This is a genomic window from Streptomyces sp. NBC_01235, assembly GCF_035989285.1.
Classification (GTDB): domain Bacteria; phylum Actinomycetota; class Actinomycetes; order Streptomycetales; family Streptomycetaceae; genus Streptomyces.
The window spans coordinates 2,072,845-2,087,518 of record NZ_CP108513.1; the positions used below are offsets into that span (position 1 = coordinate 2,072,845).

General features: G+C 70.4%; 14 protein-coding genes and 2 pseudogenes. 7 read left to right on the forward strand and 9 right to left on the reverse strand.

What is annotated here, in order from left to right; genetic code table 11:
* Window positions 1-2 precede the first annotated feature (2 nt).
* Window positions 3-158, forward strand: a pseudogene (locus OG289_RS49605) (MFS transporter); the annotation flags it as partial.
* A gap of 247 nt (window positions 159-405) precedes the next feature.
* Here OG289_RS49605 and OG289_RS08760 read toward each other — a convergent pair.
* A complete protein-coding gene (locus OG289_RS08760) occupies window positions 406-1,197 on the reverse strand; it encodes a spermidine synthase (RefSeq protein ID WP_327320621.1) in 792 nt (263 codons plus the stop codon).
* A gap of 154 nt (window positions 1,198-1,351) precedes the next feature.
* The gene (gene tuf, locus OG289_RS08765; RefSeq protein WP_327313447.1) at window positions 1,352-2,530 is read right to left on the reverse strand and encodes an elongation factor Tu; all 1,179 of its coding nucleotides are present in this window, start codon (window positions 2,528-2,530) and stop codon (window positions 1,352-1,354) included.
* A 276-nt stretch (window positions 2,531-2,806) separates the two neighbouring features.
* Here tuf and OG289_RS08770 point away from each other — a divergent pair, with 276 nt between their 5' ends.
* Together OG289_RS08770 and OG289_RS08775 are read left to right on the forward strand one after the other, a co-directional pair.
* A complete protein-coding gene (locus tag OG289_RS08770; RefSeq protein WP_327313448.1) occupies window positions 2,807-3,361 on the forward strand; it encodes a hypothetical protein in 555 nt (184 codons plus the stop codon).
* A gap of 190 nt (window positions 3,362-3,551) precedes the next feature.
* Window positions 3,552-4,361 carry a TVP38/TMEM64 family protein gene (locus tag OG289_RS08775; protein WP_327313449.1) on the forward strand — a complete coding sequence of 270 codons (810 nt, stop codon included), beginning with the start codon at window positions 3,552-3,554 and terminating at the stop codon, window positions 4,359-4,361.
* Window positions 4,362-4,378: 17 nt separating this feature from the next.
* Here the strand turns inward: OG289_RS08775 and OG289_RS08780 are convergent, their stop codons facing one another.
* Window positions 4,379-5,548: a thiolase family protein gene (locus tag OG289_RS08780; RefSeq protein ID WP_327313450.1), complete on the reverse strand. Its 1,170-nt coding sequence runs from the start codon at window positions 5,546-5,548 to the stop codon at window positions 4,379-4,381.
* A gap of 144 nt (window positions 5,549-5,692) precedes the next feature.
* Between OG289_RS08780 and OG289_RS08785 the strand changes: the two genes are divergently transcribed.
* Both OG289_RS08785 and OG289_RS08790 read left to right on the forward strand, forming a co-directional pair.
* Entirely contained in the window at window positions 5,693-6,181 is a 489-nt protein-coding gene (locus OG289_RS08785; RefSeq protein WP_327313452.1) for a winged helix-turn-helix transcriptional regulator, read from the forward strand.
* Window positions 6,182-6,226: 45 nt separating this feature from the next.
* On the forward strand, window positions 6,227-6,481 hold the full coding sequence (locus OG289_RS08790; protein WP_327313453.1) for a transposase: 255 nt from the start codon (window positions 6,227-6,229) through the stop codon (window positions 6,479-6,481).
* 54 nt (window positions 6,482-6,535) lie between these two features.
* On the opposite strand, the gene OG289_RS08795 is transcribed toward OG289_RS08790, so the two are convergent.
* From OG289_RS08795 to OG289_RS08810, 4 genes and pseudogenes are all read right to left on the reverse strand, one after another.
* Window positions 6,536-7,234, reverse strand: coding sequence for a hypothetical protein (locus OG289_RS08795; RefSeq protein WP_327313454.1), 699 nt, complete (start codon window positions 7,232-7,234; stop codon window positions 6,536-6,538).
* 133 nt (window positions 7,235-7,367) lie between these two features.
* Window positions 7,368-8,026: pseudogene (locus OG289_RS08800) on the reverse strand (cupin).
* A gap of 40 nt (window positions 8,027-8,066) precedes the next feature.
* Complete coding sequence (locus OG289_RS08805; RefSeq protein WP_327313455.1) at window positions 8,067-8,996, reverse strand: PmoA family protein; 930 nt, start codon at window positions 8,994-8,996, stop codon at window positions 8,067-8,069.
* Window positions 8,993-10,171 carry a Gfo/Idh/MocA family protein gene (locus OG289_RS08810; RefSeq protein ID WP_327313456.1) on the reverse strand — a complete coding sequence of 393 codons (1,179 nt, stop codon included), beginning with the start codon at window positions 10,169-10,171 and terminating at the stop codon, window positions 8,993-8,995. The genes OG289_RS08805 and OG289_RS08810 overlap by 4 nt, the downstream gene beginning before the upstream one ends.
* 313 nt (window positions 10,172-10,484) lie before the next feature.
* Between OG289_RS08810 and OG289_RS08815 the strand changes: the two genes are divergently transcribed.
* Both OG289_RS08815 and OG289_RS08820 read left to right on the forward strand, forming a co-directional pair.
* Window positions 10,485-11,360, forward strand: coding sequence for an undecaprenyl-diphosphate phosphatase (locus tag OG289_RS08815; RefSeq protein ID WP_327313457.1), 876 nt, complete (start codon window positions 10,485-10,487; stop codon window positions 11,358-11,360).
* 512 nt (window positions 11,361-11,872) lie between these two features.
* A complete protein-coding gene (locus OG289_RS08820) occupies window positions 11,873-12,889 on the forward strand; it encodes a hypothetical protein (RefSeq protein WP_327313458.1) in 1,017 nt (338 codons plus the stop codon).
* A 151-nt stretch (window positions 12,890-13,040) separates the two neighbouring features.
* Here the strand turns inward: OG289_RS08820 and OG289_RS08825 are convergent, their stop codons facing one another.
* Window positions 13,041-13,307, reverse strand: a complete 267-nt coding sequence (locus tag OG289_RS08825; RefSeq protein ID WP_327313459.1) for a DUF4277 domain-containing protein — start codon at window positions 13,305-13,307, stop codon at window positions 13,041-13,043.
* Window positions 13,308-13,552: 245 nt separating this feature from the next.
* Entirely contained in the window at window positions 13,553-14,527 is a 975-nt protein-coding gene (locus OG289_RS08830) for a hypothetical protein (protein ID WP_327313460.1), read from the reverse strand.
* Between the last annotated feature and the right edge of the window lie 147 nt (window positions 14,528-14,674).

Sequence of the window (14,674 nt, forward strand, 5' to 3'; positions counted from 1 at the left end):
GGGTGCCGGCGCGGACAGACGGGGTCACTCCCTCCGCGGAGCCCGCCGAAGCCGACGGGACGGCCGGCCCCACCGCCGCGTTCGTGACGGGCCTCGGCAGTCACGGCGCGCTCATCGCCGCCGCGTTCGCCGTCCTGGAGTCGGGCGGCGAGAGCGGCGCGCTGTTCGCCGGATGCCGTGGCCGACGGCCTGACCTGGCTGAGCACGAAGACGGTCCGCAAACTCTCCGTACGCTACGCCGCGACCTGGCAGCGGCTCGGCGACTGGCTGGAGTTGTCGGGAAGCCAGCAGTCGTTCAGTCAGGCAGTGGGCAGTGTTCCGCAGCTCGCGCGGCGGCCTCTCTCGAAGGCCGACAACAGGAAGCTGCCGATCCGAACTTCGCCCCGTGTCCCCGAACGCCCCCGCTCAGCCGATGCCGAACGCGCCCTCGGGTGGCACGGGCGACGGTACGGCGTCCTCGTCCTGTACCGGGCGGGCGTCGCCGATGAAGCGGCGCAGGCCTGGGCCGTGTTCCACCCGGGCCGGGAACGCGTCGGAGGCGGTGCGGCGGGCCAGGGCAGTCACGTCGAGCGGGTGGTGGGCGGCGACGATCACCGCGTTGCCGAACCGCCGGCCGCGCAGGACGGCCGGTTCGGCGATGAGCACGAGCTCCTCGAACACCGCTGCGAGGTTGGCGAGTTGGGACCGCAGAAAGCCGAAGGGCGCCGCGTCGGCGAGGTTCGCCAGATAGACGCCGTCATCGCGCAGGACCCGTCCGGCCTCCTGGGCGTAGGAGAGGGACGTCAGGTGGGCGGGGATGCGCGAGCCGCCGAAGACGTCGGCGACGAGCGCGTCGGCGGAGCCGTCCGGGGCCGCCTCCAGCCAGGCCCGCGCGTCGGCGGCGTGCAGCGCTATGCCCGCACCGGCCGGCACGGGAAGGTGCTCGGCGACCAGCTCCAGCAGCCCGCGGTCGTACTCGACGACGTCCTGCCGGGAGCCCTGCCGGGTCGCGGCCAGGTACCGGGGCAGGGTGAGGGCGCCGCCGCCGAGATGCAGCACGTCCAGCGGCCGTCCCACCTCGGCGACGGTGTCCAGGACGTGCCCGAGGCGCCGCGCGTACTCGAACTCCAGATACGTCGGATCGTCCAGATCGACGTACGACTGCGGCGCCCCGTCGACGGTCAGCAGCCAGGCCCGCTCCCGATCGACGTCGGGCATCAGCTTGGCGGTGCCGTGGTCGATGCTTCGGGTGACGGGTATGGGCTCGTCGTTCACTTCTTCATTGTGCCCGCAGGACAGCACCCTCAGGAGCGCGGGGCACCGCGCGACCAGCCACAACGGTCCCGCGGCGCCCCACGTACATCAGCCGCCCTCACGGAACGGACGTGACGGTCCCCGCCCCCACGGTCCGCCCGCCCTCACGGATCGCGAAGCCCAGTCCCGGCTCCAGAGGCATCTCCCGCCCCAGCTCGACGGTCATGACAACCCGCTCCCCCGGCCGCGCCACCGCCACCTCCCCCAGGTCCACATCCCCCACGACGTCCGCCGTACGGATGTAGAACTGCGGTCGATAGCCGGTGGAGACAGGCGTGGTACGACCCCCCTCGCGCGCCGACAGCACGTACACCTGGGCCGTGAACCGACGACTCGGACTCACGCTTCCCGGCGCCGTGACCACGTGCCCCCGCCGAACGGCGTCCCGCGGCACCCCGCGCAACAGCAGCGCCACGTTGTCCCCTGCCTGCGCCTCCTCCATCGGCTTGCCGAAGGTCTCGATCCCCGTCACGACGGTTTCGACTCCGGCGCCGAGCACCTGAACCGGGTCTCCGAGGCGGAGCGTCCCGCGCTCCACCGCACCGGTGACGACGGTGCCGCGCCCGGTGATGGTGAGCACGTTCTCGACGGACAGCAGGAACGGCGCGTCCAGATACCGTTCGGGCATCGGCACGTAGGTGTCCACCGCGTCGAGGAGCGCGTCGATCGACGCCGTCCAACGCGGGTCGCCGGCCAGGGCCTTCAGCCCCGACACCCGTACGACGGGCGCGGAGTCGCCGCCGTAGCCGTGCTCGGTGAGCAGGTCGCGGACCTCCAGCTCGACGAGGTCGATCAGCTCCTCGTCACCGGCGTCGGCCTTGTTGAGGGCGACCACGATGTGGTCGACCCCCACCTGCCGGGCGAGCAGGACGTGTTCGGCCGTCTGCGGCATGATCCCGTCGAGCGCGGAGACGACGAGGATCGCCCCGTCGAGCTGCGCGGCACCGGTGACCATGTTCTTGACGTAGTCGGCGTGGCCCGGCATGTCGACGTGCGCGTAGTGCCGGGTGTCGGTCTCGTACTCGACGTGCGCGATGTTGATGGTGATGCCGCGCGCGGCCTCCTCCGGGGCACGGTCGATGCGGTCGAACGAAACGTACTCGGTGGTGTTGTCGGTGCCGCGGTCGGCGAGGACCTTGGTGATGGCGGCGGTCAGGGTGGTCTTGCCGTGGTCCACGTGACCCATGGTGCCGATGTTCAGGTGCGGCTTGGTCCGCACGTAAGCGGTCTTGGGCATGGCTGTACCTCGAAGCGTGTCCGTAGGAAGTGGGGACCCCGAGAAACTGGCCGACCCTCCCCCTGCGGGGTCCGCCGGACGATCCGGAGAGGGTCAGCTTCGGGCGCCGTCGACAGCGGCCACGAGGAGCGGGACGGCAGCCTTCGGGGCATCCGCGACGGCGGATGCTGCGAGGACGAAGGCGTACCGGAACATGGTGTCGATCATCGCCGACGGTTCGTTCGGTGTCGAATGGTTTTCGGCGGTTCGGAAGGGGACGAGAGGGGTGCTGACCTGATGACCGGCATCCGCGCGACCGAGTGCTGGGAACGGCTTCCGCAGGAGGTGCGCGAACAGGCCGACGGCCTTGTCCTGCGGGACGCCGTCTTCCAGTCCGTCCGAGTCGTCCGGAAGGCGGGGCAGCCCCACGGCCTGCGGCTGCCGGACGCGCAACTCGTCGTCAGCGAGCGCTCCGTCCATCACGGCGACCGGATCGCCCGGACGCCGGACGACCCGCTGGACCTGGACTCGCTGACGGCACGCGCGGCAGGCGTGCCGGGGTGTGTCGTGGCGATCGAGGCCGTCTGGGACGGGGACACGGTCCACGACTGGTTCGTGATCCTGCTCGCCGTCGCCGCCGACCCCGAGGGCGAGCACCGGCCGGCCACGATCTACCGGCGGACGGCCCTGCGGCACCTCGCCGGCGAGGATCCCGGCCCGTTCCACCCGTCCGCCGCCGTGGCCGACAAGGCGGGCAGAGCGCCGGCCGGCCGGCTCTCGGTACCGTTCCGCTTCGCGAGCCCGCACACCGCGGACGGCGAAGCTCCTCGTTGGCGGCCTTCCCGAAGGTGAGCAGTGGTACGCGCCCATGGCCGCCGCCCGGCCCGGAGCGGGCGCGGGCGCGGCCCGCTACGCGGTCGTCGGCCGCGTCAGCACAGTCTCGGCGAGAACGCTGCCCGGCACGCCGATCGCGTCCGCACTTGTGACGGTCATGAGACGGACCATACGGCGATCACACACGTCCGTCCGTTACTGTCGCGGAATGCTCGATGCCACCACCCGCTCTGGGGGCACCGCCACGGCCTCTCCCCGGGCCACCGCCACGGAGCTCGTCGTCCCCGTACTGGCTCCCGTGCCCGTCACCACACCCGCCGCGGCTCCGGTCGCCGCAGCCGGCGGCCTCGCCGCGCGCTGCACCAGAGTGCTCCTCTCGCCCTGGTCCCGTTTCGCGCTGCTGGTCGCGCTGCTCGCGGCGGCCGCGTCGAGCGTGCTGCTCTTCGAGCCGCAGAAGCTCCTCGCGGACGGCTGGCCACCGCAGTTGGGCGGCGCCTCGGCGGCCGCCGTCTTCGCGGTGGCGTACGGCCTGTGCACCGTGGCGTTCGTGCCGAGACCGCTGCTGAACCTGGCGGCGGGCGCGCTGTTCGGCACGCAGTGGGGCACCGTCGCGTCGCTGGCGGGCACGGTGCTGGGAGCCGGGATCGCGTTCGGGCTCGGCCGCGTCCTCGGGCAGGACGCGCTACGACCGCTGCTGCGCGGCCGGCTGCTCAAGGCGGCGGACGGCCAGTTGAGCCGGCACGGCATGCGCTCGATGCTGGCGGCCCGGCTGTTCCCGGGGGTGCCGTTCTGGGCCGCGAACTACTGCGCGGCCGTCTCCCGCATGGGCTGGCTGTCCTTCCTGGTGGCGACGGCGCTGGGCTCGATTCCGAACACCGCCGCGTACGTCGTCGCCGGGGCCCGCGCTTCCTCCCCGACCTCGCCGGCCTTCCTGATCGCCATGGTCTGCATCGCCCTGCCGGCGGTCGGCGGCGCGGCGGTGGCCTGGCGCAAGCGCCACCACCTGCGCCGTTCGTAGCCGTGGCCGAAGGCGCGTCACACGGATTCCAGCACCATCGCGTTGGCGAGGCCGCCCGCCTCGCACATCGTCTGCAGGGCGTAGCGGGCGCCGCGTTCGCGCATCGCGTGGACGAGCGTCGTCGTCAGACGGGTGCCGCTCGCGCCGAGCGGGTGCCCGAGCGCTATCGCGCCGCCGTGCACGTTGACCTTGGCGAGGTCGGCCCCGGTCTCCTGCCGCCAGGCCAGGACGACGGCGGCGAAGGCCTCGTTGACCTCGAAGAGGTCGATGTCGTCGAGCCGTAGCCCCGCCCGGCGCAGCACCTTCTCGGTCGCCGGGATCACGCCGGTCAGCATCAGCAGCGGATCCGAGCCGGTGACGGCGAAGCTGTGCAGCCGGGCGAGCGGGCGCAGGCCGAGCCGGGCGGCGGTCTCGCTCGAGGTGATCAGCACGGCCGACGCGCCGTCGTTGACGGGGCTCGCGTTGCCCGCCGTGACGTTCCACTCGATCTGCGGGAAGCGCTCGGCGAAGGCCGGGTCGTAGTAGGCGGGCTTGAGGCCGGCGAGGATCTCGGGGGTGCTCCCCGGCCGTACGCACTCGTCGCGCGAGACACCGTCCAGGGGCGCGACCTCGGCGTCGAAGAGGCCTGCCGACCAGGCCCCGTCGGCCCTGTGGTGCGAGGACAGCGCGAAGGCGTCCATCTGCTCCCGTGTGATCGACCACTTGGCGGCGATGAGCTCGGCGCTGACGCCCTGCGGGACCAGTCCCTCCGGGTAGCGCGCGGCGACGCCGGGGCCGAAGGGGTCCTTGCCGGGCGGCACGTTGGACCACATCGGCACCCGGCTCATCGACTCGACACCGCAGGCGACGACGAGGTCGTAGGCGCCGGAGACGACTCCCTGGGCCGCGAAGTGCACGGCCTGCTGGGAGGAGCCGCACTGCCGGTCGACGGTGGTCGCGGGGACCGTCTCCGGGAAGCCCGCCGAGAGCAGCGCGTAGCGGGTGGTGTTCATGGCCTGCTCGCCGACCTGGTCGACGGTGCCGCCGATGACGTCGTCGATCAGCGCGGGGTCGACGCCGGAGCGCTCGACGAGGGTGCGCAGGGTGTGGGCGAGGAGTTCGACGGGGTGGACGTGGGCGAGGGAGCCGTTCGGCCTGCCCTTTCCCATGGGGGTGCGTACGGCTTCGACGATGACTGCGTCACGCATGTGCGGGGCCTCCATGACGAGCACGAGCAGGGACACCTGGGACACCTACTGATGAGTAGGAAATTCAAACTCACCATAGCCTTGCGGGTTGGAAAATCCAACTCACCAGGGTTTGTTTTTCCAACGCCCACCTAGACTGATCGCATGGCCGCCACCAAGGACTCCAAGGACTCCAAAGCCCCGCGCCCCTGCTCGATCGCCGACACCCTCGCTCTCATCGGTGAGAAGTACTCCCTGCTCGTCCTGCGGGAGGTGTGCCTGGGCAACGGCCGCTTCGACCAGCTGGTGCGCAACATCGGCGCCCCGCGCGACATCCTGGCCACCCGGCTGCGCCGTCTCGTCGACGCCGGGATCCTGACCAGGCGCGCCTACAGCGAGCGCCCGCAGCGCTTCGAATACCGGCCCACGCAGGCGGGGCTCGAACTGGAGCCGGTCCTGATGACGCTCATGGCATGGGGCGACCGTCATCTCCGTGAGGATGGCGACCGCCCCATGGTGATCGAGCATGCCTGCGGCAACGAACTGGCGCCGGTGGTCACCTGCTCGGCCTGCGGCGAGAAGGTCCGTCACGAGGACCTGAGCGCCCACCCACAGGCACCGGGGTGGACGGTGGCGGGCCCGTCGGCCGCCTAGAGGTCGTGTCTCAAGGTCGGCTTCCCCACTGCGTGGCCAACGGCCTTGCCCGGCTGCCCGGACACGATCAGGTGGCGGGTGCGGGCCGGTGCGCCCTGGCGGGACGTCCCGTACTGCCACGGCTCCTGGCGAGCGGTGCATGCGCTGTTCCGGCGGTGGCCGCCCTGCTCACGGGCCTACTCTCGTGAAGGACTCGACGGCTCCAGCCGAGTCGGGAGCCAGCCCGGGGGAATGGCTCGCATCACGGCACGCCACGGCGGTCGAACTCGCAACTCCACCACCCGGAGGTCTTCGCCATGATCAAGCCCGGCGAGTGTCGACAACGCTCGTGATCAATACACCTGGGGCGGGCCCTCAGGCTTCCAGCTTGCGGATCTGCGCGGCGACCAGCGCCTCCGGCACCTCCGCCTCAGAGCCGGTGCCGCTCGCGGTGTAGAACAGCACGACCGTGGCGCCGCTGCGCACGACCACGAAGGCGTCCGCGCTGTCCCGCTCGCTCTGCAGGGCGAAGGCGACGGCGTCGTCGCCCACCTCGGGCGCGGTGGCGGCCTTGGCGGTGGTGCGGGCGGGCACGCCGCCCTCGTAGGCGGTGCACTTCTTCAGGGCGGTGCGCAGGCCCTCGAGGATGGCCTCGGCGCCGGACCGATCGTAGGCCATGAGGCCGATGGTGGTGGCCGAGCCGGCCGCGGGACCCGCGCCGGGATGGGCGAGCAGGCCGGTGAACGCCTGGGGGCCAGGGTCCGGCGAGGCGGTGCGCATGTTCTCCAGCGGCTGGCAGTCCGCGGGCCGGGCGGTGGAGTCGCCGTCGGGCTTCACGGGGAAGTCGGTGATCTGGAAGCCGTCCACGTCGCCGCCGGTCAGCGCGGCGGACTTCAACTGGGCCTCGCCGAGCGGCTGGGCAGGCGCCTGTGGCGCGGACGCCGAGGCGGACACCGAAGCGGACCCCGGCGCGTCCGCGGACGCGGAGGACTTCGCGTCGGAATCGCCTCCGCCCCCGCAACCGGCCACCAGTGCCGCTGTGAAAAGGACCGCCGCCGTCGCCCTGATCCGCATGTGCCCACTCCCCGTTCTCGACATCGGCCGATTGGATCATTCTGCCGGGGAGGTTGTGGCGGTATCACTGAAACCAGGTCAGCGGAACTACGTCAGCTGAGTCACCGCACGGTGACGACGGTGATGACCGGCCCTACGGCCGCGTGTGCGCGTCCAGCCGCCCGCACATCCCGAACTTCCCGTACTCCGACGGCTGTCGGGCCCGTACGACGGCCTCTGCGAGGTGGGAGACATCCCCGTCCGCGAGGCGGTCGAGCTGCTCCCCCGTGGCGTCCGCGGCCGCCCTCGCACCACGAAGCCCAGCGGTCGCGCCACTCCGGCAGCCGGGGCCGCACGAGGGCGGCGGCGGCCCGGTGGAAGGCGGCCGGCCGCACGGGATCCGCGCGCAGCGCCCCGTAGCCCTCCAGCGCGAGATCGCGCCGGGCGCGGGCGATCCGGGCCTGCTCCTCCTCCGGTGCGGCGGCCGGGATCGCGGTCGCGGCGGCGTACGTCTCGGGGTCGGTGAGGTACTCCGGGGGCAGGGTGAGCACCGCGTCGCCCGCTTCGGGCAGCCCGCTGTTCGCCATCAACACCGTGATGCGCAGCCGCCCTCGTTGACCAGCCGGTGGATGGTGCCCGGCGTGAACCAGGCGACCGTGCCGGGCACGAGGGGCGTGACCTCGTACCCGGTCGCCGTCAGGGTCTGCACCGCGCCGTGCCCGCCCGTGACGACGTACCCTCCGAACAGGTCAGGCCAATATGGGGAGTTCCGCCGTGCAGGCCGTCGGCGGCGGGCCAGTCGTACACGCACACGTGCGAGACGGCGACTCCGCCGGGCAGCCCCCGTACTCGTTCACCACGGGTGCGCCTCCAGGTACTTGGCGATCTCCTCCCGCTCCCAGGCACCGTCGGCCACGACCACCCGGTAACGGCGGGTGAGCGTGTCGCCGGGAGCGAGCTCGAACTCCTCGAAGAAGGCCCAGGAGGGAGCGATGCCCGCGAAGGGCTCGTTGCGGACGAACCAGTGGGCGGGGTGGGCACCCTGGGTGCCGGAGTGGTCGTTCTCGGGGGCGTGCGCGAAGACGACAGTGGCGTGGCCGTCCGTGCCGTCGTGCTCGCCGGAGAGGGCGAGCCAGGGGCTCTGCGAGGCCATCAGCCCGGGGCCCTCGCCGTCCGGGCCGATGATCCGGCCGTCCCGGAAGGCGCGCGGGCCGCGCCAGAACAGGCCCGTGTAGCCGGCCATCTCCCGCCCCGCGGTGGTCGGGCTGCCGAAGCGGAGCGGCTCATCGCGGCGGTTGGTGACGGCGCTGGTCCAGGTCAGTGCCCAGGAACCGGAGTCCGGGTCGACGTCGTGCACCTCGATCCGGCGCGTCTCGTCAGCCCAGAGCTCGCCGCTGTACGGGTGCCAGGTCAGCCGCTCGGCGATGACGACCCGGCCGCCGTCGGCGGAGACCTCGTCGAAGCCGACGTGCGCCATCGACCCGACCCGCTCGGGAAGTGCGAGATATCCCTCGCCGTGGACGTACGAGTTGCCGCCCCACAGGTTGGCGCCCGAGAGGTGGGAGGCGGTCAGCGACAGCCCCTTGTGCCAGCGGTGGTCGTTGGGCCGGTAGTCGGTGACGACGTCGCCCTGGAGCGTCCGCAGCGGGTGGATGTACGGCCTCGGCGCCTCCCAGGCCGCCTCGGGCCGGTACACGTAGGCGAGCAGCTCGACACCGGTGGCCGGGTCGGTCACCGTGATGCGGTCGCCGTGGGCGTGGACGAGACGCAGGTCGCCGGTCATGCGGATGCCTCCGCGTTCACGGTAACCGCGGCCGGCGCCCAGCCGGGGGCTCCGCCGTGCAGAGCCGTGTAGTACGGGTCACCGGGCCCGATCTCGCCCCGATGCACGGTCGTGTCCGTGAACGCCGACTTGTACAGCGCGGTGATCAGCTCCAGGCTGGTGCGCCCGTCCGCGCCGCTGCTGCGCGGCCGCCGGCCGGCCCGCATGCTCGCGACCAGCTCACGCAGCTGCGCCAGGTGCGAGCTCGGGACGTCCGCGCCGAAGTCCTGCCAGGCCGCCGCCTGCTCGCCGGAGACGTCCGGGGCGGGGGTGATGCGCCAGTTCGCGTTGGAGTGGCCGTAGAGGTGGGTGAGCTCGACGGTGGCGCGTTCGCAGTCGATACGGATGCGGCTGACCTCGTCGGGGCTCAGGACACTGTTGACGACCGTGGCCATGGCCCCGCTCTCGAAGCGGACCAGGGCGGTGGAGACGTCCTCCGTCTCCACATCGTGCACGAGCCGGCCTGCCATGGCCCGCACCTCGCTCCACGGACCGAGGAGGTCCAGCAGGAGGTCCATCTGATGAATCCCGTGGCCCATGGCGGGGCCGCCGCCCTCGGTCTGCCAGCGACCGCGCCACGGCACGGCGTAGTAGGCGGTGTCCCGGTACCAGGTGGTCTGGCAGTGCGCGACGAGCGGCCGCCCGAGAGCCTGCTCGGCGAGCAGCCGCCGCACGTGCCGCGACCCGGACCCGAATCGGTGCTGGAAGACGATCGAGGAGTACGGACCGCTCTCCGCCCCCTCCTCCGCCTGCACGGCGTCGTAGTCGGCGAGGGTCGGCACCGGCGGCTTCTCGCACCACACCCAGGCACCGGCCCGCAGCGCGGCCACGGTCTGCTCGCGGTGCAGGGTCGGCGGGGTGCAGATGGTCACCAGGTCGGGCCGCTGCTCCGCCAGCATCCGCTCCAGATCGGTGTAGCCGTGCGGAACACCGCCTTCCGCGCAGAACGTCTCGACGGCGGTGGCATCGATGTCAACGGCCGCCACGACCTCGGTCTCGCCCTCGGCGGCGAGCTGCTTGAGGGCGGGCAGATGGGAGCCGCGACCGATGGCGCCGGTACCGATGACGGCGGCCCGGACACGGCGCCCGGCAAGCGGAACGGGCAGCGGAGGGGACGGCCGACTGGATGGGGACATGGGCGTGATCAGCACTCCTCCGACGGACGGCCGAATGACCGGGCGGGCCAGCAACCGAGTGAAAGCGAACAGCACGCACACGCAGCAAGCGCTTTCCCTCGGCAGCAACGTATGTGGCGGCCGGGCGGCCGGTCAACCATGGCGTCCGAGCCTGCGGCACCGAAACGCCGCTGGTCGCGCCGCCCGCGAAACCCCTGTGCCGGACCTGTCACACGGGACCGATACCCTTCCTTTGCACACCCTTGATCATCGGGCGCGGCGGCGTGCCGTCTCCGTCGCCCCTCTCCGATCGGCACTTGGACTCCGTAACCTCATGTCTTGGTTTGAATCCCTCGTCCTCGGACTCGTCCAGGGGCTGACCGAGTTCCTCCCTGTCTCCTCCAGCGCGCATCTGCGGTTGACCGCCGCATTCTCCGGCTGGAAGGACCCCGGTGCCGCCTTCACGGCGATCACGCAGATCGGTACGGAAGCGGCGGTCCTGATCTACTTCCGCAAGGACATCGGCCGGATCATCTCGGCATGGAGCCGGTCCCTCTTCGACAAGACGATGCGCAAGGACCACGACGCCCAGATGGGCTGGCTGGTGATCGTCGGCTCGATTCCGATCGGTGTGCTGGGCGTGACGCTGAAGGACCAGATCGAGGGACCCTTCCGTGACCTGCGGATCACGGCCACCATGCTGGTCGTCGTCGGCATCGTGATCGGCGTCGCCGACCGGCTCGCGGCCCGGGACGAGACGGGCGGGAAGCACCGCGCGCCCAAGCAGCGCAAGACCCTGGAGAACCTGGGCGTCAAGGACGGCCTGATCTTCGGCCTCTGCCAGGCCTGCGCCCTCATCCCCGGCGTCTCGCGCTCCGGCGCCACCATCAGCGGCGGCCTGTTCATGGGCTACAAGCGCGAGGCCGCGGCCCGCTACTCCTTCCTGCTGGCCATTCCGGCCGTACTGGCCTCCGGGGTCTTCGAGTTGAAGGACGCGGTCGAGGGCGGTCACGTGGCATGGGGGCCGACGATGTTCGCGACGGTGATCGCCTTCGCGTCCGGATACGCCGTCATCGCCTGGTTCATGAAGTTCATCTCGCACAAGAGCTTCATGCCGTTCGTCTACTACCGCATCGCACTCGGCATCGTCATCATCGCGCTGGTCACGACGGGTGCGCTGAGCCCGCACGCGGCGGAGTCCGGGTCCTGATCCCGGGCCACACATGTAGCACCATCTAGCATTTCCTAGCGCCTGACTGCATCACCACTCCATGATCATCTCCCACTCATCTCCCACCTGGGAGGCGGGACGCACTCCCCCTAGGGTGTATGCGTCCGCAAAGTAGGGGATGACACGGAAGGGCCCGCACGGCTTGCCGTGCGGGCCCTTCCGCACAGAGGGTAGAGCGGGTCAGCTGAGGTTCATGTCCGGCCCAGGCCGCGACCCTCGCCAGGCGGAAACGCAGCCGCTCATCCACCGTGCCCGGGGCAGCACCGGTGAGGTCGTCCAGCGCGGCGGCCGTGGAAGCCGACGGGTTCGCGGATTCCTGAGGCCCTGTCGCGCCGAACTCGGAGGTGTCGGAGCTCTTCAGGGCGAAGAGACCGGCGGGTTCCCGTTTTCAAGATGGAGATATACCAGCTGATCCACTCGTTGCCGGACGGGCTTCGCGCAACGGGAAAAGTCCGATGCATCAGACGATTGGGCGACCTAGCATCGCGGGCATGGCAACACCCCTTCCGCTGATGGTCTATCTCGACCTGAACCACTGGTATGCCCTCGGAGACGCACTCGCGGGCAACCCACAGAACCCCGACCACGTCACGGCTCTGAAGCAGTTCCAGGGCCAAGTCGAGCGGGGAGAGGTCATATTTCCCCTCTCGACCGTGCACTACATGGAGTTGACCGAGAATCCCCGCGACGCTCACCGCGAGCGGGCGGCGGACGCGATGGCCTTGTTGTCCAGGTTCGTGACCATGGCACCCGGGTCTAAGATCATCGATGAGGAACTGGCGCTGGAGCTCAACCGCCGGCTCGGCCGCCCCGCCTTCCCCAAGAAGGTGACGAAATTCGGTATCGGCGTGGGGTTCGCGTTCGGCGAGGCCAAGCGGATGGTACTGAACGGAATCACGGAGGAGAACCGCCAAGAGCTGGAATCCGGCCTGGGGATGTCAGCGTCGGAGTTCGAGGCCTCGGCGAACACAACCACCGAGTACTGGGTCCTGAGGGGGCCACCCGGGACTCTTCGGTCCGCGATCCCGGATTATGACCCTTATGCGGCCCGGCGCGTCGCGGACGATCAGCTCGCCAGTTTCAGCGTCATGATCAACACACTGCGCACCGTCCCGGAAATCGCTAAGCGATCGATGGACGCCATCGTCGCCCGCCAGCTCAGCTTCGACATCATCGACAACTACACCCGTGCGCTCATGAGCGCCGGCTTCGTGAAGCAGGGTCCGTTTCACAGCCGGGACGATCTCACGAGTTTCCTGATGGCGCTTCCGTCCCGCAAGGTCGTCACAATGATGCATTTCCACTATCTCAAGGACGTGCACCGGAACTGGACGATCAACGATCTGCGCGACATAGCCGCGCTGTCGATCGCGATTCCGTACTGCGACGTGGTCGTCACGGATAAGAAGGCGTGGGACACCGCGGTCAACCGTGCCCATCTCGACAAGGAGTTCAACACTCCGATCTTCAGCAGCCTCACCGACCTCGCGAAGCACCTGACAGTCTGATCGTCCTGTGGTCTCCGGCGGCATGCCGCCGGAGACCAGCGCTGGTCAGGCCTGTGTTGGGTCCTGTTTAAAGTGGTACGGATGAGCCGCTTGGAGATACTTCATTGCGGTTGGATCGCCGAAGCCCCGAGCAAGACACCGATGAGATGCGTCAATGCACCAGCCGGGACACGCATCGGCTTCCACCAAGACCCTTGACGGCCTCACACGAGTACGCCCAGTCCCCGACGCGGAACAGCGGCGCGGGAGCGGTCAACTGGTTCGCCACCAGTACCTCGATGACCTGGCCGTGCGTCAGGTCCGCCCGCGAATCCGGTGGCCGCAGCCCGTCGACGATCCCCGCGACGTCCAGCCGACGCAGAAACTCGGCAGCGACAGGCAGAGCGCCCAGGCGCTTGGTCACCACGGACTCAACCACGACCTCCACACGACACCGTCCGCCCGGACGACACTCCGGGCCGTCTACGAGACGGTCCTCAAACCAAGCGGTTGGCTGCGGCGACTGCGGGTCGGGCAAGGGCGGCAGAGCTCGACCTGGTACCTCGGCGACGGCAGCCAACCCCAAAGCCCCTGCTCCCGCTCTCCCGACTCAGGGCGGCGCCAACCTGGAAGACCGACAGCGACCTCCGGGCTTCCAGCCCCTCAGGAGCGGACAGGCCATTCTCAGACCTCCCGGGGATCTTGCTGATCGAGCGCAGCCAGCACGCGAGTTGGATCGTCGATCAGATCGAACAGGCCGCTGGTCCGTCGCGCCCACTGCTCTGGATCCTCTCCCTCCGCGAACGCCGCAGCCGACGCGAACTGGTCCTGGAGGTTGACTGGCAGTCTGCCAGCCAGGGACGCACCGAGCTCTCGGCCCAGGACGGCTCGCGACGATGACGGCCGCATGAAGCGGGCCAGCTTGCCGGTCGCCGGGACGGCGGTACCGCTCACTCCCTCGAGAGCCGCGACGGCATCGCGCACCCAGCCGCCATCCCAGGTGTCGGGGAGCGGAACAGCGATCCGCTGAACGCTGGCGATCGCGTCCCTCCCCAGCGCGAGCGAGAGCCCTCCCGGATCCTCGTGGTAGTTCAGGTAGCGGGCGACGTCGACGCCTGGCGGGCAGACCTCGTCGAGCCCGACGTCGCCGACGAAGTTGCTGGGGTCGACGAGCCACCCCTCCCGCACCACGACGGATGGCTTCAGACGGACGCGATACAGATAGAACTGGCTGCGCTGGTCGGCCTGGTCGCGGATCCGACGCAGCATGTTGTGGACAGCGGCCTCGTACGTGCCGACGTGGAGGGCCTTCGCCCGCTGGCGCGCGGCCCACGCGGAAACCCGCTGCTCTCCGCCCATCCTCCTGCGGGTCTCGGGAGTCAAGACGGCTGCCGGGTCGAAGTGCCGCGTCGGCCAGTCCAGCTGCGTGCTCGTGTGGTACCAGGAGAACTGCGCGACCCTGTCGTCGTCGAGCGCCGGGTCGCCGGAGTCGAGCGTCACCCGAGGCGGGCCCTCGTGCTCGCAGGCCATGCCGCAGCCGGGGCAGGTCTCCTTCGCCTGCTCCCACCGATCGATCCAGTCCAGATCGACGCGCCACCGATGATCGCAGCGCCCACAGAGCATCTGCCGCTCGCGCGTGAAGTCGATTTGCCGTTCCACGGCACCATTCTCCGGAAGCGTCCGACGGAGAACCAGCCTCAGCCGAGGTCTCGAAGCCGCCGGAACTCCGCTTCCGCGGCATCTGCTTCGTCGCGGAGCAGGTCGACGATCTGCTCCGCGGACCTGCTGGGATCCTCGGAACACAGC

Excerpts from the sequence above, each read along its gene's own strand:
- OG289_RS08770 (WP_327313448.1), top strand. The coding sequence starts at position 2,807 with ATGACCGGCATCCGCGCGACCGAGTGCTGGGAACGGCTTCCGCAGGAG.
- OG289_RS08805 (WP_327313455.1), bottom strand. The coding sequence starts at position 8,996 with ATGACCGGCGACCTGCGTCTCGTCCACGCCCACGGCGACCGCATCACG.
- OG289_RS08820 (WP_327313458.1), top strand. The coding sequence starts at position 11,873 with ATGGCAACACCCCTTCCGCTGATGGTCTATCTCGACCTGAACCACTGG.
- OG289_RS08785 (WP_327313452.1), top strand. The coding sequence starts at position 5,693 with ATGGCCGCCACCAAGGACTCCAAGGACTCCAAAGCCCCGCGCCCCTGC.
- tuf (WP_327313447.1), bottom strand. The coding sequence starts at position 2,530 with ATGCCCAAGACCGCTTACGTGCGGACCAAGCCGCACCTGAACATCGGC.
- OG289_RS08775 (WP_327313449.1), top strand. The coding sequence starts at position 3,552 with ATGCTCGATGCCACCACCCGCTCTGGGGGCACCGCCACGGCCTCTCCC.
- OG289_RS08780 (WP_327313450.1), bottom strand. The coding sequence starts at position 5,548 with ATGCGTGACGCAGTCATCGTCGAAGCCGTACGCACCCCCATGGGAAAG.
- OG289_RS08760 (WP_327320621.1), bottom strand. The coding sequence starts at position 1,197 with ATGCCCGACGTCGATCGGGAGCGGGCCTGGCTGCTGACCGTCGACGGG.
- OG289_RS08810 (WP_327313456.1), bottom strand. The coding sequence starts at position 10,171 with ATGTCCCCATCCAGTCGGCCGTCCCCTCCGCTGCCCGTTCCGCTTGCC.
- OG289_RS08815 (WP_327313457.1), top strand. The coding sequence starts at position 10,485 with ATGTCTTGGTTTGAATCCCTCGTCCTCGGACTCGTCCAGGGGCTGACC.
- OG289_RS08795 (WP_327313454.1), bottom strand. The coding sequence starts at position 7,234 with ATGCGGATCAGGGCGACGGCGGCGGTCCTTTTCACAGCGGCACTGGTG.